The organism is Candidatus Nomurabacteria bacterium (assembly GCA_023898625.1).
Taxonomy (GTDB): Bacteria; Patescibacteriota; Saccharimonadia; order Saccharimonadales; family JAGQNJ01; genus HK-STAS-PATE-36.
The window spans coordinates 622,613-647,476 of the sequence record CP060231.1; the positions used below are offsets into that span (position 1 = coordinate 622,613).

Annotated in this window: 20 protein-coding genes; 15 read left to right on the plus strand and 5 right to left on the minus strand. The window is 41.1% G+C overall.

What is annotated here, in order from left to right:
* Positions 1–32: 32 nt before the first annotated feature.
* Complete coding sequence (locus H6793_03160; GenBank protein ID USN95306.1) at positions 33–452, plus strand: hypothetical protein; 420 nt, start codon at positions 33–35, stop codon at positions 450–452.
* A 33-nt stretch (positions 453–485) separates the two neighbouring features.
* The gene (locus H6793_03165; GenBank protein ID USN95307.1) at positions 486–2,372 is read left to right on the plus strand and encodes an alanine--tRNA ligase; all 1,887 of its coding nucleotides are present in this window, start codon (positions 486–488) and stop codon (positions 2,370–2,372) included.
* Positions 2,373–2,375: 3 nt separating this feature from the next.
* Here H6793_03165 and H6793_03170 read toward each other — a convergent pair whose 3' ends face one another.
* On the minus strand, positions 2,376–3,170 hold the full coding sequence (locus H6793_03170) for a hypothetical protein (GenBank protein USN95308.1): 795 nt from the start codon (positions 3,168–3,170) through the stop codon (positions 2,376–2,378).
* A gap of 142 nt (positions 3,171–3,312) precedes the next feature.
* On the opposite strand from H6793_03170, the gene H6793_03175 reads away from it, so the two are divergent.
* From H6793_03175 to mltG, 5 genes are read left to right on the plus strand one after another with little or no spacing between them, the layout of a single operon-like run.
* A complete protein-coding gene (locus H6793_03175) occupies positions 3,313–3,537 on the plus strand; it encodes a hypothetical protein (protein USN95309.1) in 225 nt (74 codons plus the stop codon).
* Between the two features lie 51 nt (positions 3,538–3,588).
* Positions 3,589–4,887, plus strand: coding sequence for an ethanolamine ammonia-lyase reactivating factor EutA (locus H6793_03180; protein ID USN95310.1), 1,299 nt, complete (start codon positions 3,589–3,591; stop codon positions 4,885–4,887).
* A 9-nt stretch (positions 4,888–4,896) separates the two neighbouring features.
* Complete coding sequence (locus H6793_03185) at positions 4,897–6,555, plus strand: hypothetical protein (GenBank protein USN95311.1); 1,659 nt, start codon at positions 4,897–4,899, stop codon at positions 6,553–6,555.
* A complete protein-coding gene (gene ruvX / locus H6793_03190) occupies positions 6,555–6,950 on the plus strand; it encodes a Holliday junction resolvase RuvX (protein USN95312.1) in 396 nt (131 codons plus the stop codon). The genes H6793_03185 and ruvX overlap by 1 nt, the downstream gene beginning before the upstream one ends.
* Positions 6,951–6,954: 4 nt before the next feature.
* The gene (mltG, locus tag H6793_03195; protein ID USN95313.1) at positions 6,955–8,010 is read left to right on the plus strand and encodes an endolytic transglycosylase MltG; all 1,056 of its coding nucleotides are present in this window, start codon (positions 6,955–6,957) and stop codon (positions 8,008–8,010) included.
* A gap of 34 nt (positions 8,011–8,044) precedes the next feature.
* Here mltG and H6793_03200 read toward each other — a convergent pair whose 3' ends face one another.
* Entirely contained in the window at positions 8,045–8,812 is a 768-nt protein-coding gene (locus tag H6793_03200; protein ID USN95314.1) for a methyltransferase domain-containing protein, read from the minus strand.
* Between the two features lie 358 nt (positions 8,813–9,170).
* On the opposite strand from H6793_03200, the gene H6793_03205 reads away from it, so the two are divergent.
* The gene (locus H6793_03205; GenBank protein USN95315.1) at positions 9,171–10,226 is read left to right on the plus strand and encodes a LysM peptidoglycan-binding domain-containing protein; all 1,056 of its coding nucleotides are present in this window, start codon (positions 9,171–9,173) and stop codon (positions 10,224–10,226) included.
* A gap of 37 nt (positions 10,227–10,263) precedes the next feature.
* Entirely contained in the window at positions 10,264–11,538 is a 1,275-nt protein-coding gene (gene obgE, locus H6793_03210) for a GTPase ObgE (protein USN95316.1), read from the plus strand.
* 3 nt (positions 11,539–11,541) lie between these two features.
* Here the strand turns inward: obgE and H6793_03215 are convergent, their stop codons facing one another.
* The gene (locus tag H6793_03215; GenBank protein ID USN95317.1) at positions 11,542–12,480 is read right to left on the minus strand and encodes an EamA family transporter; all 939 of its coding nucleotides are present in this window, start codon (positions 12,478–12,480) and stop codon (positions 11,542–11,544) included.
* Between the two features lie 85 nt (positions 12,481–12,565).
* Here H6793_03215 and sbcB point away from each other — a divergent pair, with 85 nt between their 5' ends.
* Complete coding sequence (sbcB, locus tag H6793_03220) at positions 12,566–13,999, plus strand: exodeoxyribonuclease I (protein ID USN95318.1); 1,434 nt, start codon at positions 12,566–12,568, stop codon at positions 13,997–13,999.
* A 238-nt stretch (positions 14,000–14,237) separates the two neighbouring features.
* Here the strand turns inward: sbcB and H6793_03225 are convergent, their stop codons facing one another.
* Complete coding sequence (locus tag H6793_03225; GenBank protein ID USN95319.1) at positions 14,238–14,729, minus strand: hypothetical protein; 492 nt, start codon at positions 14,727–14,729, stop codon at positions 14,238–14,240.
* 196 nt (positions 14,730–14,925) lie between these two features.
* Between H6793_03225 and H6793_03230 the strand changes: the two genes are divergently transcribed.
* The 3 genes from H6793_03230 to uvrA all read left to right on the plus strand — a co-directional run bounded on the left by H6793_03230 (position 14,926) and on the right by uvrA (position 20,638).
* Positions 14,926–16,770 (plus strand): hypothetical protein, encoded by a 1,845-nt coding sequence (locus tag H6793_03230; protein ID USN95320.1) that lies wholly within the window; start codon positions 14,926–14,928, stop codon positions 16,768–16,770.
* A gap of 294 nt (positions 16,771–17,064) precedes the next feature.
* Positions 17,065–17,784: a hypothetical protein gene (locus H6793_03235; GenBank protein ID USN95321.1), complete on the plus strand. Its 720-nt coding sequence runs from the start codon at positions 17,065–17,067 to the stop codon at positions 17,782–17,784.
* Between the two features lie 43 nt (positions 17,785–17,827).
* Positions 17,828–20,638 carry an excinuclease ABC subunit UvrA gene (gene uvrA / locus H6793_03240; protein USN95322.1) on the plus strand — a complete coding sequence of 937 codons (2,811 nt, stop codon included), beginning with the start codon at positions 17,828–17,830 and terminating at the stop codon, positions 20,636–20,638.
* Here uvrA and H6793_03245 read toward each other — a convergent pair.
* Positions 20,635–21,288, minus strand: a complete 654-nt coding sequence (locus H6793_03245; protein ID USN95323.1) for a VTT domain-containing protein — start codon at positions 21,286–21,288, stop codon at positions 20,635–20,637. The genes uvrA and H6793_03245 overlap by 4 nt on opposite strands.
* Positions 21,289–21,377: 89 nt before the next feature.
* Between H6793_03245 and H6793_03250 the strand changes: the two genes are divergently transcribed.
* Both H6793_03250 and H6793_03255 read left to right on the plus strand, forming a co-directional pair.
* Positions 21,378–23,999 carry a hypothetical protein gene (locus tag H6793_03250; GenBank protein USN95324.1) on the plus strand — a complete coding sequence of 874 codons (2,622 nt, stop codon included), beginning with the start codon at positions 21,378–21,380 and terminating at the stop codon, positions 23,997–23,999.
* A 182-nt stretch (positions 24,000–24,181) separates the two neighbouring features.
* Positions 24,182–24,838 (plus strand): 50S ribosomal protein L25, encoded by a 657-nt coding sequence (locus H6793_03255; protein ID USN95325.1) that lies wholly within the window; start codon positions 24,182–24,184, stop codon positions 24,836–24,838.
* Positions 24,839–24,864 lie beyond the last annotated feature (26 nt).

A 24,864-nucleotide genomic window follows, 5' to 3' on the forward strand; every position in this document is an offset into this window, starting at 1 on the left:
AGACTCATTAAGTAAATATTTCTGGAGGGAAAATGGGTATCATAGATTCAATAAAAGGCTTATTCGGTGGAGCAAAAAATACAGCTGATACGGTTGTTGGTCAGGCACAAGACGTAGCGGGTGATGCTATCGATAGCGGAAAGAACATAGCAAACAATGCTGGTAATGTAGCAAAAGATGTTGCTGGTGGTGTTGTTGATACGGCAAAGAATGTTGGCTCGACTACGGCAGGAGTTGTTGGGGATGTCGCAAGCACAACTGGAGATGTTGCCGGTAAAGTAGCTGGTGGTGTTGGCGATGTTGCTAACACAGTTGGTGATGTAGCGGGCAGTGTGGCTAGTGGGGCTGGTGATGTTGCAAAAGATGTTGCTTCAGGTGCAGGTCAGGCAGTTAGTGGCGTTGCTGATGGTGTTCAGAATATTGCCGAAGATATCCAAGAAAAACTGAAGTAGATAGCCTCTGTTTACTGGTATAATAGGCAGGTTATGAATGCACAACAAATCCGAAAAGCTTATTTAGAATTTTTCAAAAATCGTGAACATGCTCAGATCCCTAGGGCGCTATTGGTTCCGTATAATGACCCAACCACCCTTTTTACTGGTAGCGGAATGCAACCACTCATACCATATCTATTGGGAGAATCTCACCAGAGCGGTACTAGGTTAGTTAATAGTCAGACTTGTCTGCGAGCTCAAGACATCGATGATGTTGGCGATAATCGTCATACCACCTTTTTTGAAATGCTTGGCAACTGGAGCTTGGGTGATTACTTCAAGGAGCAACAAATTCGTTGGTTCTTTGAGTTTTTGGTTGACGTTGTTGGCCTGGATCCTACCAAGATATATGTAACTTGCTTTATTGGTAGCGAAAAAGATGGAATCCCAAGGGACGATGAAGCGGCAAAGATCTGGCAGGAGCTTTTTCAGGGCAAGGGCGTAAAGGCACAGATTGTCGAAATTGGCAGTCAGGCGGATGGTGACAAGCGTGGCATTAAACCAGGCGAGCGCATCTTTTTCTACGATGATGGAGAAAACTGGTGGAGTCGTGGTGGCGGTTTGGCGAAGACGCCGATCGGTGACCCATGCGGTCCGGACAGTGAAGTGTTTTATGATTTTGGTGAGCAAAATCATGCAGATGGGTATGGATTGGCTCATCCTGCGAGTGATTCTGGCCGGTTTATGGAAATAGGCAATCAGGTGTTTATGCAGTATCGTCGTACAGAAGTTGGGTTTGAACCACTTGCTAAGCCAAATGTCGACTTTGGCGGTGGACTAGAGCGAATCGGAGCTGCAGCTATTGATAGTCCAGATGTTTTTAAGATAAGCATAATGTGGCCAATCATCGAAAAGTTACAAGAAATTAGTGGCAAGACATACGAGAGCCATACCGCAAGCATGCGAGTGATTGCCGATCATTTGCGCGCATCGACATTCTTGGCGGTTGATGGTGTAAAGCCTAGCAACAAAGAGCAGGGTTATGTGATGCGACGCTTGGTGCGCAGAGCGGTTCGTTTTGCCTTTGAGCTGGGGATTGAGCAGAATTTTTTGCAAGAAATTGTGCCAGTTATAACAAGTTTATACCAGGATGACTATCCAGAAGTGGCCGAGAAACGACAAGAAGTTGTTGATGTACTGGTGCGCGAAGAAAAGGCGTTTCGTCAGACTTTGCGCAAGGGCATTCGAGAATTTGATAAGCTGACTGAAGGTGGATTGACCGGCAAAGAAATATTTACCCTATATGACACTTACGGCTTCCCAGTAGAACTTAGTGTAGAAGAAGCGTTCAAACAAGACATTCGTGTTTCGGATAATTGGCGAGAAGTGTTTGATAAACTAATGAAAGAACAACGTGAACGTTCACAGACTGCTTCAAAGGGGACTTTCAGGGGTGGCTTAGGTGGTCAGACTTTGCAACATAAGAAGTACCACACCGCTACGCACCTGATGTATCAAGCACTGCGAGATGTGCTCGGCGACCACGTTATTCAGAGGGGTAGCAACATCACCGAAGAGCGTCTACGATTCGACTTTAGTCACCCAGAAAAGGTAACCAGAGAACAGTTGGACGCTGTGGAGCAAATTGTCAATGACCAGATAGCCAAAGACTTAAAAGTATCCTGGGCAGAGTATCCAACAGCCGAAGCGACGGGCAAACTGGGAGCTCTGGGTCAGTTTGGTGATCGTTATGGCGATACGGTGAAGGTCTATAAAATGATTGCCGACGGCGCAGAAAAGCCATTTAGTTTTGAGATTTGTGGTGGCCCACATGTTGATCATACCTTGCAATTGTTCGAGGGAAACAAGCGATTTAAGATTACTAAAGAAGAGTCTTCATCGGCTGGCGTACGTCGTATCAAAGCTGTGCTCCAGTAGCAACTATTCATTTACGGTAACTTTGAGAGATTTGATCATCGAGATAAATTCGGGGTCATCACTTATGTCAGAATATCTAGTAACTCTCTGATTCGCTTTTTTGCTTATTATAGATACATCAAGTTCGTTTTCTGAGTCACCTAACTTGCCAACCATAGTATAGTACCCGATTTTGCTTGAACAAACATCCGTACCACTTGAACCAACATCTTTGTTTTCAATATTAAAGTCGGTAGTATCTATTCCAATACCGGATTCCGGATAATCAGGTGCCGTTGTTGTGTATTCCGAAAAATATAGTCCTGGCGTAGAGGTTGCGATTTTCTGAGTTAAAGTAAAAGTATAATTATCCGGAGTACAATCACCACCATAACCAAGATTGCCCTTAATTGATAAATTGTTGCCTTTAGGTGAAGTTATGGTGGTATCAGGGAGATTAAATTCGTTGGGTTTTTCTAGAACCGTCCATGTCGAAGGATGGGTAACCTCAACAGTTGTAACTCCTTGATTAACCTTTGTTATTTTTGTTGAGGATACCTCACTGGAGTGGGGCGATTCTTTACTACCCCCGATATGGGATACTTGATTCGAAGCAATAATCAGGGCAATTAAAACAATAGAACCTAAAATTATTGTCATCACAACAGCAACCACAATCGCAATTATCAGCTTTTTATTTGAATGTTTATTTGAGGTTTGCGCCTCTTGTATTAAGCCAGGGGTATCTGGTGTTGGCATCGGTTGTTGAGGTTCAGGAGTTCGGCTATTAATGTCTTCTTGATGTTGTTGTAGATCCATTTGTTTATTTTAGCATAAACACGAAGCCTTAAAATTGATACCCTAACTTGAAAAAATGAACGATCGTGTATTATTGTCGAAATAGAGTGTATAATGAACAAAAGATGTTAATAAAAAAAGATAAGTAGTAGGTCTGAACATAATGCATTTAGGTACTATTTATGTTGGCAAAAATAATAGCTCATGTGAGATAGTTGTTTTTCCTGAAACCACAGATACCATAGAGCGTACAACAGAAGCTATTAGGGATGCGGGTTTTCTAGTGGAAGCAGAAGCACCATATATTGGTAATATTGCAATTCGTTTTAATGAGGATAAAACTCTCCAGGATCTACAGGGTATGATTACCGGAGAAATTATCTCTTAAGGGAAAAGTTGTTTTAGAGTACGACAGGACAGTGTTATACTGGTTATACTTATGCTTGATAAGTTCAAGAAGATAAAGGTTCCCAAAATACCAAAGTCTAATAAAAACGTGCCTAAACGTAAACCAGAACGTTATGTTGTTGGGCTTGATATAGGTACAGAGTATGTAAAGGCTCTTATAGCTAAGGTAGAAAACAATCAAGCTGAGATAATTGGCATGGGAAGAGCACATCAACAACTTGGTGATATGCAGGCCGGGGCAATTGCAGATATATCTGCTGTTGTTGGCAATTGCGATACGGCACTTGCTCAAGCAGAACAGCAAGCAGGGCTAAGCGCCAGGACTGTTGTTATTGGTATTGCTGGTGAGCTAGTAAAGGGGACAACCACGACTGTCAGATATAGACGAAATCAGTCAAGTAGAGAGCTAACAATAGATGAAGTTGAACGAATAATAAAAAAAGTTCAAGAACGTGCCGAGCAAAAAGCTCGCGATAGTTTGGCCTGGGAATTAGGTGGCAAGCAAGTGGATATCCGTTTAGTAAATAGCGCTCTGGTGAGTATAGAAATTGATGGCTATAAAGTAACTAATCCTGTTGGATTTCAAGGTAGGGATGTCGTAGTTCAGTTATATACCGCATTTGCTCCGTTAGTCCACATTGGCGCACTTGAACGAACAGCACAAGAATTAGATCTTGATTTGCTGGCGGTTGCCGCTGAACCTTTTGCAGTTGCTAGGTCGGTGATTGGTGATGATACCGGCTCCAATAAAAGTGCCATCTTGATGGATGTGGGTGGTGGCACAACAGACATTGCTGTAATAAACGACGGAGGAGTTCAAGGAACAAAGATGTTTGGAATTGGCGGTCGGGCCTTTACGAGGTCTGTCGAGCGTGAACTTGGTGTAGAGTTTGGGGAGGCTGAGGAATTAAAAACAGGCCTAACAACACACCAAACTTCTGGAGATAAGGCCAAAGAAGTTCAACAAGCGCTCGTAAAAACACTTGGAGTCTGGACTCACGGAGTTGAGCTGGCACTAAGTGAATTTGATAACGTGGACAATCTACCTCAACGTGTATTGCTTTGTGGTGGTGGTTCATCTTTATCGTTGATTCCAGCACGGCTCAGCAAAACCAAGTGGTATAAAGACCTACCTTTCACCAAACAGCCAATTATTCAGCATATCAATCCTGATCAGGTAGTTGGTATTACAGATAGTACCGGCAAGGTCAATGATCATACCTATATTACTGCATTGGGTTTAGTAAGAGTTGGCATTGACTCACTTCAGCAAGGAAATAATGATCAAGATTCAATTAAAGCAAGAATTGATAGGATGCTTAAGGTATAATAATTGACGATGAGTTCTGCAAATCAAAAAGATACGATATATATTGACGTAGACGAAGAGATAACTTCTATTGTTGACAAGGTTGCCAACAGTAAATCAAAAATCGTGGCTCTTGTTTTGCCAAAAAGAGCTGTTGTGTTGCAGAGTATTGTAAACATGAAGTTACTAAAACGAGCGTCTGACGATGCTGGCAAGAGGATTGTTTTGATTACTTCTGAACAAGGTGTGGTGCCATTAGCTGGTGCAGTCGGTGTTTATGTTGCAAAGAACCTGCAATCTAAGCCAGAAATACCACCAGCACCAGAAGGACCAACCAGTGATGATGAACTGCTTGAATCAGAAGATGTTCAGCCAGAAGTCATCGATCAATCAAAGACGGTTGGTGAGTTGTCGGGTGACGAGGAAGCCGTTTTTGAGTCGGAATCTCCTCTAGAGTCGTCTGAGTCAAAAAAATCTAAAAACAAGTCAAGTACTTCAAAAAAATCTAAAAAAGACAAAAAAAACAAAGTTCCAAATTTTGACTCATTTAGAAAAAGGGTGATAATTGGTGCGATAGTTGTTTGCGGATTGTTAGCCTTAGCATATTTTGCATTCTTTATTGCCCCCAAGGCTACCCTAACTATTGTTACCGAAACATCAACAACAAATAGTTCTATAGATTTTACAGCCTCACCTTCAGCTCAAGCTAGCGATATAGATAAAGCAATTTTATCCGCAAAAGAAGTAGAAGAGTCCAAAAATGATACCCAAAAGGCGCCGGCAACCGGCCAAAAAGATCTAGGCGCAAAGGCAACGGGTAGCGTTGCTTTATCGATATCTTGTGGTTCAGTTTCTGGTTTACCTCCAACTATTCCAGCTGGTACCGGCGTAAGTACAGGTAGCCTAACCTATATTACAAACAGCTCAACATCTCTAACCACACCTAGTTTTAGTGGAGGCTGTAAGTTTGTTTCTACGGTAGTGGTGACTGCTCAAGCAAATGGTGAGCAATATAACATTGATAGCGGAAAGACATTTACAGTTGCAGGATTCTCTTCTGTTACTGGTTCAAATTCATCAGCCTTTACTGGAGGGTCATCAAAAGTAGCCAAAGTTGTCAGTCAGCAGGATGTAGATTCAGCCAAACAAAAATTAACGGATAACTCTCAAGAAGTCAAAGAAAACTTAAAAAAACAACTCGAGTCATCTGGCTATTATGCATTGGTTGATACCTTTACCACCAAGTCTGATAAGGTTACCGTGAGTCCTGAGGTTGGCCAAGAAGCGTCAGAAGTGACAGTAACAGCCGAAAGAACTTATACGATGCTCGGAGTGAAAAATGATGACCTAAAGGCGCTTGTAGAGCATAGCGTTCAAGATGAACTAAATAGTAAAAGTATGCAAATTCAAGAAGATGGAGTTGACCAGGCTGTGTTCAGGGTTGGGACCCGCCAAAGCAATGGTGACATGACAGTTACTATGCAAACACAGGTGGTTATGGGGCCAAAGATAAATGAGGAACAAGTCAAGAAGGACATTGCCGGTAAAAAACGAGGTGATGCACAAGATGCAGTAAAACAGATTGATGGCGTTAAGGATGCCAGAGTAGAGTTTAGTCCATTTTGGGTTAACGTTGTTCCAAAAGATACTAATAAGATAACCATCAAGTATGAAGAGGCAAATAATTAGTGAGTACAACAATTCTGGCGTTGGATATCGGTGAACGTAAAATTGGTATCGCACGGGCAAATAACATCGCAAAGATTGCAGAGCCGTTAACTACGCTCATAAATGATGAGACCTTTCCAGAGAAGCTTGAGGATATAATTAGCAAGGAAAATGCTGGTTTGATAGTCGTTGGGCTTCCAAGGGGGCTAGAAGGACAAGATACTCAACAGACAAAGTATGTTAAGGATTTTATGGACGGGATTGACCTAGCTATCCCATTTAGATTTCAAGACGAGGCCCTAACTTCAGTTAAGGCAGAAGAAAGATTATCGAAAAATAGTAAAAGTTATACAAAACATGATATTGATTCAAATGCCGCATCGATAATACTCGAAGACTATTTGTTGGAGAACTAGATTAATGTACAGAAAATCACATCGATACCGTTGGCTAAGAATAATAGTTATCCTTGCGGTCGCAGGAGCTATATTATTGGTAGGTGGTATAATTGTAGCTAGAAAATACTACGATACAAACCTCAAACCTGTTAGTTCTCAACAGTCTTTAGTTGAAGTTACAATCGAAGAAGGATCAACACTACCAGAGATTAGTAAACTGCTTAAAGATCGCAAACTTATTAGAAATAAGCAAGTTTTTGAGCAATATGTTCGAAACAATGGCGCCGATGAAGCAATTAAGGCCGGCACTTATGAGATTAGTCCAAGCTATGGAGTTCCAGAAATTGTCTCAATACTAACCAAAGGTAAAATAGTGAGTAAATTAGTCACAATTTTACCTGGTGCGAGAATCGACCAAGTCAAGACAATGTTAATCAATGCTGGATTCTCAAAAGATGATGCAGAGTCAGCCTTGAATCCTTCGAATTACACTGACCATCCTGCATTGGTGGATAAACCCAAAAACGCGAGCCTAGAAGGTTACTTGTATCCAGAATCTTTTGAAAGAACCTCTAACACATCAGCAAAACAGATAATCAATGCTTCGTTAGATGAAATGCAAAAGAGGTTAACTCCAGAATTAAGGCAGGCATTTAATCAACAAGGTTTGACAACTCACCAAGCGGTCATTTTAGCCTCAATAGTTGAAAGAGAGGTTTCAAAACCAGAGGATAGAGCACAGGTGGCGCAGGTTTTTCTTAAGAGAATAAAGATGGGCATGAAATTACAGTCTGACGCTACAGCTAGCTATGGGGCGGTACTAAACGGCGAAGACATTAATAATATGACTAGCTCGCAAATACTGAATTACAACTCGGCATATAATACATATTTGAATACCGGATTACCTCCTGGTCCAATTAGCAATGTATCTGAGGCATCATTAAAGGCTGTCGCCAATCCTGCACAGACTGATTGGTTGTATTTTGTATCGGGTGATGATAAGGTGACTTATTTCTCAAAAACACTAGAAGAGCACGAGGCGCTGGTTCAGCAACACTGCAAAACAAACTGCTGAAACTAGTAAATCATTGGTCAATCTCTACAAACTATTAGTTTTCATTGTAATTTTTTGTACCAATAATGGTAAAACTTTCTGATGCTTGAGATCGCAATAATCCGTATGAAATTAATTGGTAAAAACGCCATGCTACATGAGCCGGTAAGAAAAAACTAAAGTAAGTACACTGGTAATAGGGTATAACTTTTTGAACTGTAACATTGTTAGATTCTAATAGGCGAGTTATTTTATCTGGAGTACATTGATTGTAATATGCCGGGAACCCTTGAGCATGTTCCGTCCCGGGGAAAATACTAAAAAGGAGTTTTCGTTTAATCGATTCTGGGAGCCATCTGTTGATTATTGCAAATAATGCGTATCGTGATGGAATAAATAATGCGATTGTTCCTTGATTTGCAGTAAGTTCTGAGATATTTTTGATGGCCTGGGCATTGTTTTTTACATGCTCAAGTACTGCTTCGCAAATAACCACAGTTGCGTTAATTCCTTTTGTTTTTGTATCACTACTTCCAATGTCTGCAACCATAGTTTTGTCATAAATATTTGGTGGAGCTTGTTCGAGTTCGTGCTTATCAATATCTATTCCGATTATATACTGTGATTGTTTTGGGATCTCAGTTCCGATAAACGGACGCTTGCCAGCGCCTACATCACAAACGCGACTGTTTTTTCGAATCAAGTCAGGAACTACGTTGTGCGTAAAGTCTAGTAATCCATCTATTCTCCAAGACTTGGGTACGAATAAATTATCGAATTTCTGGCAAGCAACTTGATTCCAGTGCACAAACTTTTGAAACATAGTCTGTATTATACCTTGAAAAAGTACTGTACTAATAGTTCAATAAACTAAACTTGCGCCAATTATACATACGAGCACACTGCTTGAATTACTAGCACAAAATATGATAAAATGTTACACGATAATGCTTGTAATTGTTATGCAACAAGAACAATCATCATCCATCCAACAGGATAATTATCAATAACTTGAGTGGTCGAACTCTCAAGAATCGTTACAAATCAACCTGTTGTATGTTTAGGCCATAGCCTAAGGAGTAAGTATTAGTACGCAATCTCAAACTATTGAACGCGACACAAACTCACGTTTAAATGGTTTGCAATCAGATATCAAGAATCAAAAGCTATACAAGCGATTGATGAACAAAAAAAACAAGCGTAAGACTATAGGATTCTCTTTGTTATTTGCTAATGTTTTATTAATTGCTCTAGTATCGTTTTTTGTTCTCCAAAAACCTTCTGCCTCTGGAACTACTATATCTAATGCGATATTGACCACTAAATCAGACGCTGTTGCCAACCCTCTAGACACATTATCTTCAGCAGACATTGCGCTAAGTGTCGCGCGTGTAACTGATTTGCCTGAGCAAACTGCAGTGGCTAACTTGGCGGATAGTATGAATGACCAGCTTACTGTAACACCGGCGAATGATATTGTGGTTGCTCAGCCACAAATCATCGCAAGTGGACTTAAATCTAGGGCGGATATTCATGAATATACCGTACAGCAAGGTGATACGGTGGCTAGTATTGCTCAAAAATTTGGCATAACTTCTGACACAATAAAATGGACAAATAATCTTACGGGTGACAATGTTCAGGCGGGCACAAAACTTACTATTTCGCCAGTTAATGGCCTGGTTTATACTATTCAGTCAGGTGATACCATAGATGGGTTAGTAAGTAAGTTTAGGGTAGATAAGGCAAAGTTTGTTGCATTTAATGACTTAGAATCAGGTAGTTTACCGGGTGCTGGACAAAAAGTAGTTTTACCAGATGGCAAACCGGCTCCGGTATCAGCTCGAAGTGGTGGTCAATCCTCGTCAGCATTCGGTAGGGCATCTGGATTTACTGCTGTTTATGGTGCCGCAAACGGATATGATTTTGGGTATTGTACTTGGCACGCCGCTAATCGTCGAGCACAAGCTGGACACCCACTTCCTACTAACCTAGGGCATGCACGGACATGGTATTCTAGGGCACAAGGTGCTGGCATGGCGGTGGGCAATACTCCACAAGCTGGTGCTGTTTTATGGCATGCCAACATAGGTGGACTGGGACACGTTGCCTATGTAGAGGCAGTTAACGGTGATGGCTCTATGTTGGTTTCTGACATGAACTATCCGACATGGGGTAGGGTTACCTATCGAACGGTTCCACCTAGTGAATTCGGGAACTACAGGTTTATATACTAGCAATAACGTAAAGATATTGTATAATTAGTATAATATTATGTTTGTAGATAAGGTTAAAGTATTGGTTAAGGCGGGCGATGGCGGTAATGGTGTGGTTAGTTTTCGTCATGAAAAGTACGTTGACAAAGGCGGTCCTGACGGTGGAGACGGAGGAAATGGTGGTAGTGTAGTGGTAGTGGGGAGTAAAAATCAAGACACCCTAGCTACTTACCGTTTCAAAAAGAAGATTACTGCAGAAAATGGTCATCCTGGGTCTGAGAGAAAAAAACACGGCAAGAGTGGTCGAGATTTGGTAGTTCAACTACCTGTTGGAACTGTAATCACAAAAAACGACGGAACAATACTGGCAGATTTGGTTGATGAAGAGCAGAAAGTAATAATCGCCAAAGGTGGTAAGGGTGGTTTTGGTAATGCTCATTTCTCCTCATCTGTTCGGCAAGTTCCTAGAGTTGCAGAAAAGGGCGAACCAGGTGAAGACCTAGAGTTGACCTTTGAACTTAAACTAATCGCTGATGTTGGCCTTGTTGGATTGCCAAATGCTGGAAAATCAACATTATTATCACGAATAAGCCATGCCAAGCCAGAAATAGCAAATTATCCGTTTACAACCCTAACACCGAATCTTGGGGTGGTTGACGTAGATGGCGAGTCAAGTTTCTTGGTAGCAGACATACCTGGATTGATAGAGGGTGCTAGTGATGGCAAGGGTTTGGGTGACGAGTTTTTGCGTCACATCGAAAGAACTAGCGTTATTTTACATTTAGTGGAGGCTTACAGTGATGATATTACAAAAAATTATAAGACTATTCAAAATGAACTAAAGAATTATGGACACAACTTAAGTAGTAAGCCACAGATTGTTCTTATCACTAAGGTTGATGGGCTGGACGAAGATATCATAAAGGATATTCACGGACAATTAAAAAAGATAGCGCCACCAAGAACTAAAATAATGACAATATCATCATTAAGTGGAGTCGGATTAGTGGAGATGCTTAGGGAAGTGTTAAGACTTGTAAAAAAAGAAAAACTGCGTATCGACAAACAAAAAGAATCTACTCTGCCTATCCTAACATTCGAAGAACCAGCAGACAGGTGGCATATTCAAAAACAAAAAAATGAATATGTTGTAACTGGGAAAAAAATTGAGAGTTTTGCAAGACGAACTGACTTTTCAGACTACCATGGAATACAGCGTTTGAGGGATATCTTAAAAAAGATGGGAATTATTAACGCACTAGTTAAGCAAGGCATTGACCCCGGACAGCAGATAATAATTGGCGATCCAGCAATCGGTAAAGTTGATTACTAATTTTTAGTGATAGATATGAATTTTAGAGTATATCTTATGTTTAATAGACAATCCGTATTCTGCGATTACCACCCCAACTAGTATCAGAACACCACCTAGCGTAGCGATAATAGAAAGAGGTTCTTTTAAAAATATAATTGAAATAAGAAGAGTTATAAATACCCCACAATAGTAAAGAATGCCGTTTACGGCTGATCCAGTCTTCTCATAACTAGCAACGTTAAGAACTCTACTTATGGCAGTTACAAAAATTCCAGAATAGACGATCGGTATTATGATAGAGGGGCTAGAAGTAATACCGATCGATAACGTAAGTTGACTTGTGGATATACCCCAAATAAAAGATAGAATTGCCACAACAATCGTTTGGATAAATATGATGGCAGTTAAAGGAAGTTTTTTGCGCTCTTCGTTGGCTTTTCGGGCAAAAATTACTGATAGCGGGTAAGCAATTACAATTAATAAAATAAAGAATGTGGCAAGCGGGTAAAACTCAAGCGAGGCGTTTTCTGTCTTTATTAATGGTCCAGCAATTATTATTAGCGCCCCAAGCAGTGCTATGCTAAATCCCGCAATCTTTCTAATATCAACCTTATCCTTAGTCATTTTTAACGAAAACAGTACTAGCATAATTGGACTTAGAATTGTTAATAATGCTACGTAATTTGCGGTGCTATGATCCAGGGCTATTACTAGGCAAGCTGAAGATACGAATATGGCAATGCCCGATAAAACTGAGTATCGAAGGTTGTTTTTGTTTAGTTTATGAATATTTTTGAAAAAATATGGAAACGTTACTAACGCGCCAAAACTGTACCTCAGGGCGTTAATTGTTGCTGGATTGGTTGATTCGGTGGCGTATTTCATTAGTGGTATATTCAGAGATCCTAGTAACATTGCCAAAAATCCATACCAAAAATACTTTTTGTTTGTTTTTGCCATAAGCTATATAAATCATATAACGTTTTGGTAATTTTTGCGAGTCATATCATCAGCATCAGATATAAAAAGTGGTACACTATTCGGTATGCAGGAGACATTCTTTTTCTATGATTTAGAGACTAGTGGCATAAATCCTAGGGAACAACGGATTATGCAATTTGCTGGCCAGCGTACAGATTTGTCAATGAATCCAATCGGCGATCCGTTTAATATCCTAATAAAGTTAACAGAAGATGTCTTGCCAGATCCAGATGCAATTTTAGTAACTGGCATAACCCCTCAGCAGACTATCGATGACGGATTAACAGAAGTAGAATTTTTGAAGCTATTTCATAAAGAAATTACCTTGCCTGGAACAATATTTGTTGGCTTCAATACTGTAAGGTTTGATGACGAGTTCATGAGATACTTGCACTACCGTAACTACTACGATGCTTACCAGTGGCACTGGCAGAACGGATGTAGTAGATGGGACTTGTTAGATTTGACAAGAATGACTAGAGCATTACGCCCAGAAAACATCATGTGGCCAGTTGATTCAGAGGGTAAACCGACTAATCGGTTAGAGTTACTAACTAGTATTAACAATTTAGATCATCAAAATGCCCATGATGCATTGAGTGATGTTCGAGCCACCATTAGTGTGGCTAAAATGTTAAACGAAAGGCAACCACGACTCTTTAAGTATTTACTAAAGATGCGTGACAAAAATGAAGTAGAGCGTCTTGTAAAATCGGGCGATCGATTTGTGTATTCTAGCGGTAAATATAGTGGTGATTTTGAGAAAACAACAATAGCAGTCTATCTGGCGGATAACCCTAAATCTGGCGCATTGGTGTATGATTTGCGATTTGATCCGACTCCTTGGTTGAACATGCCTGCTAATCAGCTAGTAGAGGCCTGGAAATGGAAGAAAGACAGTCAAGAACCAAGACTGCCAATTAAAACACTGCAATATAATCGATGCCCTGCTGTTGCTCCTAGCGCTGTGTTGGATGATCAGTCAAAACAACGATTGAAATTCGATATGGACGAAATAGTCAAACATCATCAAATACTCAGTAATAACAAAAAATTTGTAATTTCAGTACTGAAGGCTTTAGAAATAATGAATAAACAGCAACAGTTGGCGTGGCAAGCAGACCAAAAGCTTGTTGATGGCCAATTGTATGATGGATTTTTTAAGCCGATAGATAAGCCCAAAATGGAACAGATTCAAAAAATAGATAGTTCATTAATTAACAATAAACCACCAGACTTTAGTGACAATAGACTTAACGCATTGTGGCTACTATATAAAGCACGAAACTTCAGCGACAAATTAGATGCTCAGGACATACAGCAGTGGGACGAGTACAGAAAGCATAAATTTTTTGATGGAGACGAGCAAAGCCGTGTAAGTAAGTACTTTTCGCGTATCGAGGAGCTTGCAAATAACAAGACACTAATTAAAAAGCAAAGGTATCTACTAGAAGATTTAAAGCTTTACGGAGAGAGTATATTACCAGACCTTAGCTAAAAAGCTGTAATTGAGTCGATTCTTTATTACGGCGCTTTGTTGAATGGGTTTTATGGTAAAACACTAACACGCTAATAGAAAGTGCTAGCCCAACAAGCAAGTACCAAAATAATGTAATTTCTAAGTTTGTGCCAGGGATATGCCCCAATACTAAGAACTCCAACATAAGTCCACTCCTTTTGAGTGTATTCTACACCTAGTTGTAAAAAAGTCAAGTATATTGTAAAACGCTAATGATTTATTTTTGGCGCTTTTGTTTAATTTGTTTTGAAATTCTCTGTAACCTCTTGCGGTTTCCAATGAACAGCCAAATACTCGTAAACATCAAGCCAGAAAACAAAACTTTAAAAAACGTTGATCGAGTGGTAGAAATAACATAACAGCTAAGCGTGAATAACAGAAAAGATATGATATCAAAAATTAATTGTACTCTAGGTTTTTCGCTAAAAATAATCTCAGACAAACGATTGCCGTGATGCCCTAGACTGTTGATGAGTCTTTCTGCCCATTCATGATTGCTGGCAAGCAGTGCCAGGCCACCTAAGAATAATGGTATGCCACCAGGACCGGGAAGCCATCCAACCAACCCCGACGCAATAATTAGAAGCACTCCAAGAATATCAACCCCAATTTTTTTTGGCAGAGATCTTTCTTTATGGAGCGCCTTCTTAATATCTTTGTGCTCAAGTTGCATGTCTATATATTTTATCAAATCAGTGGTTAATGGCATAAACTAAAGGCCACATGGTTATAAATGAAGCAAATCAAAAAGATATAAATTTTATTTGACTAGAGAAGCACAATGTATTACCATAAACACTATAAATATAAAGTGTATATTATTTACTAAGTAGCACATTAAGCAAACTATTAAATAATTAAGTTAACAAAACTTTACTAAGAGGGGTGTAATAAATAAACTAACCATGAAAAACCTTCTAACGAAACTATCTATATCAACAAACAAACTAAAAACTATAAACTACCTAATACTATCCCTACTATTCACCATAACCACCCTAATACCATTAACTACCAGCACAGCCAACGCCACACCACTACCTACTGATGTGCCAGAACATGTTTGGACTAAGGGTAATGGAGATGGAGTATTCAGAAGCCCTAGAGGCATCACCACCGACTCCGCTGGCAATGTCTATGTGGCCGATAAGGGCAACAACCGTATTCAAAAGTTTGATAGCTCCGGTACCTTCCTGGCCAAGTGGGGCAGTTATGGTTCGGCTGATGGTGAGTTTGATGGCCCTTCTGGCATCACCACCGACTCCTCCGGCAATATCTATGTAGCTGAAATGTATAACAACCGCATCCAAAAGTTCAATTCCTCCGGCACCTTCCTAGCCAAGTGGGGCGCCTCTGGCTCAGGCGATGGGGAATTTGATCGTCCTTACGATATAACAACTGACTCTTCTGGTAATGTCTATGTAGTCGAAATGTATAACCACCGCATCCAAAAGTTCGACTCTAATGGCACCTTTCTTGCCAAGTGGGGCAGTAATGGCTCAGCCGATGGTCAGTTTAGCTATCCTGACGGCATTACCACCGACTCCTCCGGTAATGTCTATGTAGCCGATGCAGGTAACAGCCGCATCCAAAAGTTTGATAGCTCCGGCACCTTCCTAGCCAAGTGGGGTAGTAGTGGCTCAGCCGATGGGGAGTTTAGCTATCCTTATGGCATCACCACCGACTCCTCTGGTAATGTCTATGTAGCAGATGCTGGCAACCACCGCATCCAAAAGTTCAACTCCTCCGGCACCTTCCTAACCAAGTGGGGTAGTAGTGGCTCAGCCGATGGGGAGTTTAGCTATCCTTATGGCATCACCACCGACTCCTCCGGCAATGTCTATGTAGCTGATTCTGGCAACAACCGTATCCAGAAGTTCGATGCTAACGGCACCTTCCTAACCAAGTGGGGCAGTAATGGTTCAGCTGACGGGGAGTTTATTATTCCATATGATATAACCACCGACTCCTTTGGCAATGTCTATGTAGCTGATACTGGCAACAACCGCATCCAAAAGTTCGACTCTAATGGCACCTTCCTAGCCAAATGGGGCACCCTTGGCTCGGCTGATGGTGAGTTTATTATTATGTATGGCGCAGGGCTACACATAGATAATTTTGACAATTTATATGTCTCCGAGTTCCTCAACAGCCGCATCCAAAAGTTTGCCTATCCTAGCGAAGAACCTGAAACCCCAGAAGAATCTTCCTCCGACTCCGACGGTATCCCCGACACCATCGAAAACTCTGCCCCCAACTCTGGCGATGCTAACAATGATGGTATAGCCGATAGTACTCAAGCTAATGTAGCTAGCTATGTTAACCCAGTAACCAATAGCTATGTAGTACTCCAAACATCCAGTGAATGTAGTATCACTACCACTACTACAACTAGTGAAGATAACCTAACTATAAAAGACTCTGGCTATAACTATCCAGTAGGACTAACTAACTTCACTACTGACTGTAATACCCCGGGCTTTACTGCTACCATAAATCTCTACTACTACAACCTAGATAGTACTAACTATGTACTAAGAAAACATAACCCTAACAATAACTCTTTCCTTACTATAGCTAACCCTACACTAACTAACCTAACTATAGACAATAAACCAGTAACCAAAGTAACCTACCAAGTTACTGACGGACAACAACTAGACATAGACAACACCACTAACGGAACCATAGTAGACCCAGTAGGCCTAGCTACACTAGCTGTAGGAAGTCCTAATACGGGGTTGAGATAGAGCAAGATAAAACCATAAAAAGCTATTCTCTGAGGACTGTCCTCATAAAGAGGGAAAATATAGTCTCTGAGGACTGTCCTCATAAAGAGGGAAAATATGGTGTAGTATGTTTTTGGTGGATTCCTGAGAGATTGGTCTCTGAGGACTGTCCTCATAAAGAGGGAGAATATGGTGTAGTATATTTTTTTGGTGGACTACTGAGAGATTGGCGATATAAATGTCAATACGGGTTTGTATTGTAGAGTAAAGTACACTATGCAGATAATCCAGAAAGCTATTATAATAATGCTTAACATGGGGAGAAAAAATACACAACGCTCAAGTTTGCGTCATGAACGTTCATTTTACCCAGAGTTTGGAGCAAGACACATTGCGACAGATTGTGATACTTTGGCTTTTTTCTTTGATGACATGAAACATGCGCTCAGGAATATACTGCCGAGTGTAGCAGTGTTTGACGAAAGAACTGGCGAGCCAAAGTTTGATAGTTTTGGGGAGCCTAGAACTAAAGATTTATTTAGATTATACGATCATGTTGATAAAACTGGCATTAGCGTACTAGAAAGACGCTTGGCTTCTGATTATGCCAAGAAACATCGAATTCGCTGGACAAAACAAGATGTTGGGAGAATTCGGGGCAGAATACAGGATGAGATCGGCAGATTAGATCTGGCAGACAGAAACTTAACGATAAACTTCAGTAACGTCGTAAGAGTCGGTGATGCAGACGCCGAAGGGGAAAATGCTCGCAAGCTTGCATTAATTCCAGATCAAGCAACTGACGAGGCAGAGTTTTTGGTTAGAGAGCACGCTATTTGTGTGGACGGGATAAGCACTAGTCTAAGCAGATTTAGATACCCATATAGTACATATATTCCACACATGACGGTGGGACGAATCTTTCGTGATGTACCAAAAGAGTCTATGAATGAGGTTGTTGAGTCTGTTCAAGAACTTTTACCTATTGAGGTAGAGCTTAACCCGATAAAATTTACACTCCAACAAGAAATATAACACTAGAAAAAATATCAATTTTAGCGTATAATTTATTGACTTTATGCATAACGAAATTGAAGTTAAAGGTGCACGAGAGCATAATCTAAAAAATATCTCACTAAAGATTCCGCGAGATAAATTAGTGGTGATTACAGGTCTGAGTGGTTCTGGAAAATCAAGCCTAGCTTTTGATACGATCTATGCCGAAGGCCAGCGTCGTTATGTTGAATCGTTAAGCTCTTATGCCAGGCAATTCTTAGGTTTAATGGAGAAGCCAGATGTTGATCAGATTACGGGGCTTAGTCCGGCAATTAGTATCGACCAAAAGTCAACTAGTAGAAATCCACGTTCGACAGTTGCAACGGTCACGGAGATTTATGATTATCTGAGATTGTTGTTCGCTAGAATTGGAACACCTCATTGCCCAATATGTGGTAAGCCGGTCACGAAGCAGACTATTCAGGCGATTGTCGACACAATTAGCTCGAATAACCGTGACCAAAGATTAATTGTGCTTGCGCCGATTGTAATTGATAAAAAAGGTGCTTTTGAACATATTCCCGAGCAATATCAACGAGCAGGTTTTGCCAGAGTGCGTGTTGATGGCGTTATCTATTCTTTAGATGAGTTCCCAGAGCTAGACAAGGCCAAGAAGCACACTATTGAGATAGTTGCAGATAGATTGATTTGTAATGACGCAAATCAAGGACGTATGAGTCAATCTATTGAGCAGGCGCTAGACATTGCAGACGGGAAGGTTAAGGTCTTCAATGCTGATACCGAGACAGAATCTACTCATACTCTGATGTATGCTTGTGTTGATCATCCTGAAGTTCTTATTCCAGAGCTAGAGCCTCGCACCTTTAGCTTTAATAGTCCGCATGGGGCGTGTTCGGTTTGTACTGGACTGGGCTCAAGGTTAGAAGTTGACCCAGACTTAGTTATTCCAAATGGTCGGCTAACATTAGCAGAAGGTGCAATAAGACCTTTTAACCGAATAAATGTTGACGCTTGGTATATGAAGAAGATACAGGCAGTTGGCGAGGAATACGATTTTAGTATCCATGTACCAACAGGTGAAATTTCTCCAGCTAATATTCAAAGGATTTTGTACGGTACTGGCAATAAAAAATATAAGATTGCGCTTGGTGGCGGACGATTTTATGAATCTGTTTTTGAGGGCGTAGTTCCAAACCTCGAGAGACGACATAAAGAAACAGAGAGTGACTTTATTCGGCGTGATATTGAAAGATTTATGCAGGAACGTCCTTGTCATGCCTGTCAGGGTAAACGACTTAAACCAGAAGTGTTAGCGGTGACCATCAACAAAAAATCAATTATGGATATATGCGAGCTATCAATTGACGATGCTTGTAACTATTTTTCTAACATTAAACTAAATGAAACGGATTTGCATATTGCACAACAAATACTCAAAGAAATTCGTTCAAGATTAGAATTCTTAAGAGATGTCGGCCTAAATTATCTTAATTTACTGCGTAGTGCAAATACGTTGTCTGGTGGTGAAGCGCAAAGAATCAGGTTGGCGACGCAAATTGGGTCGGGTTTGATGGGTGTACTGTATGTGCTTGATGAGCCATCGATTGGTTTGCATCAGCGTGATAATGAACGGTTGATAAAAACCTTGATGCATCTGCGCGATCTTGGTAATACCGTTATTGTTGTTGAGCATGATGAAGATACAATTCGCACAGCTGATTATTTAATTGATATCGGTCCCGGGGCTGGCCTTAATGGAGGGAAAATTGTCGCTCAAGGAACGCCACAAGAAGTAGCAAGTAATTCAGCAAGTATAACCGGGCAATATTTGGTTGGAAAAAAGAAGATCAATACACCAAAGAAGCGACGCCCTGGAAACGGAAAATCATTAATCATTAAGGGCGCAAAAGAAAACAATTTGAAAAATCTTCAGGTTGAAATTCCACTCGGAGAACTAGTTGTAGTGAGTGGTGTTTCTGGATCCGGAAAGTCAACCTTAATTAATGATATTCTAGCCAAAGAATTGCTTGCTAGATTGCATCGAGCCAATACGGTTGCTGGCAAGCACGACGATATAGAGGGTATTAAACAGTTAGATAAAGCAATTATTATTGATCAATCGCCAATTGGTCGAACGCCTCGGTCAAATCCAGCAACCTACACCGGTGTTTTTACTCCAATTAGGGAATTATTTGCCAGTGTTCCAGAAGCTAAATTGCGGGGTTACAACCCAGGAAGGTTCAGTTTTAATGTTAAGGGTGGGCGGTGCGAAAATTGTGCGGGAGATGGAATTATTAAGATAGAAATGCACTTTTTGCCTGATGTGTATGTGCCATGTGAAGTTTGCAAGGGCAAGCGCTACAATCGTGAGGCACTAGAAATTCATTTTAAAGGAAAAGATATTAGTGATGTTCTGGATATGACCTGTGAAGTAGCCTTAGATTTTTTCAGCAATATTCCTGCTATTGCGCGCAAGCTCCAAACGTTAGTAGATGTTGGGCTAGGTTATATTACGTTGGGACAATCAGCCACAACATTATCTGGCGGAGAGGCACAGCGTATTAAGCTTGCTAGCGAACTTTCTAGAAGGCCAACCGGCAGAACTTTGTATATTCTTGACGAGCCAACAACGGGACTACATATTGCCGATGTTGATAAATTACTAGGTGTATTGCACGCCCTTGTTGATGCTGGCAATAGCATGATTATTATTGAGCATAATTTGGATGTTGTTAAGTCTGCAGATTATTTGATTGATATGGGGCCAAATGGCGGTGCTGGCGGGGGGCAGATAATTGCCAAGGGTACACCAGAACAGGTCGCTAGGGTTAAAGAATCATATACCGGACAATTCTTAAAGCAAATACTCTAGTTGGATTTTTTTAACTTTATACTATTCAGCGCAAGTTTAACTTTTAACATAAATAATTGACGAGTTCCGGGCTTTTTAAATAAATGAGCCATAGATGCCAGGAGACTAATAGCGATAATACCAATAAGAACAATATCTATATATTCTTGTATCCAGGGCATTCTGTTGCCCAAAAAGTAGCCAAATAAAGTTACGCCACCACCCCATAGAACTCCTCCAATAATATTGAAGGCTAAGAACCGTTGCCTGGACATATTACCCATACCAGCAACTACTGGCGCAAAAGTTCGTACCATGGGCACAAAGCGAGCCAGTATAATCGTCTTGCCTCCGTGTTTTTCATAAAACCTTTCGGCTCGCTCAATATGCTCTTTTTGAAACAATATACTGTCTTTCTTTTTGAGCAACTTTTTTCCGGTGCTATGTCCAATCGAGTAGCCAACATTATCGCCTAATATTGCACAAACAATAACCACTATTAGCAACCAGCCTATTGGTAAGCTACCTTGTGATGCTAAGATACCGGCACCAAGGAGCAAGGTATCGCCGGGCAGAAAGAATCCAATCAATAGTCCAGACTCTGCAAATACTGTCGCCCCAATAGCAATTAGGCCACTACCCAAAATTGCACCATCAATGTCTAAAGCCATATATATAAGGTTATCTTTTTATCATGATTTAGTCTAGTAATAACATGCATTACTCCACACGTATCTCTCCCCATGCTAATATATACCTAATGTCAGAAAATCATTTATCTCGCCAAGGTGCTCAATTCCTCCATCAGCAATACAGTACACTACATCAATCAGACCCAGTCAATCAAGAACAAATAAGAAGAGCTAGAAGACTAAGCCATGATCTAGAGGATTCCTTTCTACCAGAAGATATAACTGAGTCTGAAGCTGTAAGTACTATTCCAGCTCACGAACTAGATTCAGAAGTACACACCAAGCCTATAGATAAAATAGATGACTGGATGAAAGTACTAGAACGTACTCATCAAGGTCATCGTGATGACCCAAGAGTACTAGAACGTATTAAGAATAGTTACCATAGACAATATGTTATCAAGCCAGAGCAAGTTCCAGAGTCTGCCTTTGCACTAGAAGCTCAAATAGCCAGGAATATGGGTTATGGTGATATACCAATAACCGATGAGTTCAGACAAGCTAAAACAAAAGAAATTATCTCTAACCAAGAAGAAAGCCTAGATCGTTGGGTAGACTATCTTTCCAGTCCTGATGCTGTCTACCCAATGTGGCTTAAGTACTGGGCATTTACTAGCATTACTAAAATGGGCAAACTAGAAAAGAACACAACAACTGATGAACATGGAGTAGAACACGAAACAACTCGCTTTGCTAGACGAACAGAAGATACTGTATCTCCATTCCCACCACTCAACCCCAGAGCTCTAGCTTTAACCCTTTCAGCTATTGAAGCTAAGGCTAGCCAAAGAGGAATACCTAAGAAAGAAAGACAGCCAATCGACAATACTAGTACTAAGCTAAACGACAGTGACTTTGCTCAACTAGTATCTTCTGAAAGCTTCTCTAAGTTGTATGCTCAGTTCTTATCTGAACTACCAGCCTATTCAACTGAAGGACTTAGAGAAACCAGAGGACAATGGGTTAAGTATGATCAAGGTAGTGATGCCCAACCCTTAGTAGATAGCCTAGAAGGTCACCCCCTAGAGTGGTGCACAGCAGGTATAGAAACTGCCAGGAATCAACTATCTACAGGTGACTTCTATGTTTACTATTCTATTGACCAAGACGGTAACCCAACAATACCTAGAGTAGCTATTAGGATGCAAGATAGCTCTATAGCCGAAGTAAGAGGCATAGCCCCCGACCAAGAAATAGATCCATTCATTGCTGATGTGGTAAGCGAAAAGATGCAAGAATTCCCAGACGGTGAACAATACCAAAAGAAAGCTAGCGATATGAAGCGACTCACCGAAATCGATGAACGTAAGGCCGGTGGTAGTGAACTAACAACAGAGGACCTAAGATTCCTCTACGAAATAGACAATCCAATTAATGGCTTTGGCTATGAAAAAGACCCAAGAATCGAACAACTACTACAAGACAGAGACACTCGCGCTGATCTTTCAATGCTTCTTGACATACCACCACAACAAATTAGCTTAACCCGGGAAGAAGCCCTCAGTGGAACACCAGAACAACCAATCGTTTACCATTATGGAGGCCTTGATCTCTATAGCCTGACCAGTGCCGAAGGACTAACCCTACCAAACAGTGTTGGTGGATACCTTGATCTCCACAGCCTGACCAGCGCCGAAGGACTAACTCTGCCAAACAGTGTTGGTGGAAGCCTTGATCTCTATAGCCTGACCAGCGCCGAAGGACTAACCCTACCAAACAGTGTTGGTGGAAACCTTGATCTCCACAGCCTGACCAGCGCCGAAGGACTAACTCTACCAAACAGTATTGGTGGAGGTCTTAATCTCTCTGGCCTGACCAGCGCCGAAGGACTAACCTTGCCAAATAGTATTGGTGGAGGTCTTAATCTCTCTGGCCTGACCAGCGCCGAAGGACTAACCCTGCCAAATAGTATTGGTGGAGGTCTTAATCTCTCTGGCCTGACCAGCGCCGAAGGACTAACCCTGCCAAACAATATTGGTGGAGGTCTTAATCTCTCTGGCCTGACCAGCGCCGAAGGACTAACTCTGCCAAACAGTGTTGGTGGAAGCCTTGATCTCTATAGCCTGACCAGCGCCGAAGGACTAACCCTACCAAACAGTATTGGCGGAAGCCTTAATCTCTCTAGCCTGACCAGCGCCGAAGGATTAACCTTGCCAAACAGTATTGGTGGAAGCCTTGATCTCTATAGCCTGACCAACGCCGAAGGACTAACCTTGCCAAGCAGTATTGGCGGAGGCCTTTACTTCCATAGGCTGACCAGCGCCGAAGGACTAACCTTGCCAAGCAGTATTGGTGGAAGCCTTAGTCTTTATAGCCTGACCACCGCTGAAGGATTAAACTTACCAAACAGTATTGGTGGAGACCTTAGTCTTTATAGCCTGACCACCGCTGAAGGATTAACCTTACCAAACAGTGTTGGTGGAAGCCTTGATCTCTCTGGCCTGACCAGCGCCGAAGGACTAACCCTACCAAACAGTATTGGTGGAAGTCTTTATCTCACTAACCTGACCAGCGCCGAAGGACTAACCCTGCCAAGCAGTGTTGGTGGAGACCTTGATCTCTATAGACTGACCAGAGCCGAAGGACTAACCCTACCAAACAATATTGGTGGATACCTATATTTGAAGAGTCTGACCTACACTGAAAATGAATCTCTCCGCCAAGCCAGACCAGACCTAAGGATTATCTAGAAGACGTATTTCTTAAGGTATCAATATCCTTAAAGTCCTCATTGTTCTTCTTAATGCTTAAGTTGTAATAATTCAATCACCAAGTTATAGCTTTTCATAAGTATTATATATAGAAAAGTACGTATAGAAAAACACAAGCAATTAGGGTATAATAACTGATACATAAAAGAACGGAGGGATTGATGAGTTCAGACACTATCGCGCTAACTTTAGGTGAGCGGAAAGTGGTGGGTAAACAAGTAAGAGCCTTACGACGTGAAGGTAGGGTGCCGGCAGTAATCCACAATCATGGCAAAGATTCGATTATTGTTGATGCTCCATTTATTGAAATAACTAAAGTTTATGAGAAGGCTGGCAAGCATCATCCTGTCGACCTGACCGTAGGCAAGGATAAGTATCTAGCAATCATTCGTGATGTTGATCTTGATCCACGCAAGAATGACTTAAGGCATGTTGTGTTTAATGCGGTTAGACAAAACGAGAAAGTTCAGACAGAGGTGCCATTAAGATTTGAAGGCGATAGCGAGGCAGAAAAAGCTGGCTTAATGCTACTTCATCAACTAGAGAATATAGAGATTGAAGCTACCCCGAGAAACATCCCAGACGAAATAGTGGTTAATGTTGAAAAACTAGCAGAAGTTGGTGATAAAATATCGGTTGGCGATATTAAGCCTCCTGAAAATGTAGATATCATTACTGATTCTGAACACCCAATTGTAGCTGTGATTGAAACGCCGGCACAACAATCTGAAGAATCTGAGGCTGACGAATCTTCTGAGCAAACCGAAGCTGGTGAAGAAACTCCAGAACAAGGTAAGTCTGCCGAAGACGACACTTAGATCAAGAAGAATATCATTAACAAATA

Coding starts and splice junctions, on each gene's coding strand:
- obgE (USN95316.1), top strand. CDS start 10,264: ATGTTTGTAGATAAGGTTAAAGTATTGGTTAAGGCGGGCGATGGCGGT.
- mltG (USN95313.1), top strand. CDS start 6,955: ATGTACAGAAAATCACATCGATACCGTTGGCTAAGAATAATAGTTATC.
- H6793_03230 (USN95320.1), top strand. CDS start 14,926: ATGAAAAACCTTCTAACGAAACTATCTATATCAACAAACAAACTAAAA.
- H6793_03245 (USN95323.1), bottom strand. CDS start 21,288: ATGGCTTTAGACATTGATGGTGCAATTTTGGGTAGTGGCCTAATTGCT.
- H6793_03215 (USN95317.1), bottom strand. CDS start 12,480: ATGGCAAAAACAAACAAAAAGTATTTTTGGTATGGATTTTTGGCAATG.
- H6793_03235 (USN95321.1), top strand. CDS start 17,065: ATGGGGAGAAAAAATACACAACGCTCAAGTTTGCGTCATGAACGTTCA.
- H6793_03165 (USN95307.1), top strand. CDS start 486: ATGAATGCACAACAAATCCGAAAAGCTTATTTAGAATTTTTCAAAAAT.
- sbcB (USN95318.1), top strand. CDS start 12,566: ATGCAGGAGACATTCTTTTTCTATGATTTAGAGACTAGTGGCATAAAT.
- H6793_03170 (USN95308.1), bottom strand. CDS start 3,170: ATGGATCTACAACAACATCAAGAAGACATTAATAGCCGAACTCCTGAA.
- H6793_03250 (USN95324.1), top strand. CDS start 21,378: ATGTCAGAAAATCATTTATCTCGCCAAGGTGCTCAATTCCTCCATCAG.
- H6793_03225 (USN95319.1), bottom strand. CDS start 14,729: ATGCCATTAACCACTGATTTGATAAAATATATAGACATGCAACTTGAG.
- H6793_03160 (USN95306.1), top strand. CDS start 33: ATGGGTATCATAGATTCAATAAAAGGCTTATTCGGTGGAGCAAAAAAT.
- H6793_03180 (USN95310.1), top strand. CDS start 3,589: ATGCTTGATAAGTTCAAGAAGATAAAGGTTCCCAAAATACCAAAGTCT.
- uvrA (USN95322.1), top strand. CDS start 17,828: ATGCATAACGAAATTGAAGTTAAAGGTGCACGAGAGCATAATCTAAAA.
- H6793_03185 (USN95311.1), top strand. CDS start 4,897: ATGAGTTCTGCAAATCAAAAAGATACGATATATATTGACGTAGACGAA.
- H6793_03255 (USN95325.1), top strand. CDS start 24,182: ATGAGTTCAGACACTATCGCGCTAACTTTAGGTGAGCGGAAAGTGGTG.
- H6793_03200 (USN95314.1), bottom strand. CDS start 8,812: ATGTTTCAAAAGTTTGTGCACTGGAATCAAGTTGCTTGCCAGAAATTC.
- H6793_03175 (USN95309.1), top strand. CDS start 3,313: ATGCATTTAGGTACTATTTATGTTGGCAAAAATAATAGCTCATGTGAG.
- H6793_03205 (USN95315.1), top strand. CDS start 9,171: ATGAACAAAAAAAACAAGCGTAAGACTATAGGATTCTCTTTGTTATTT.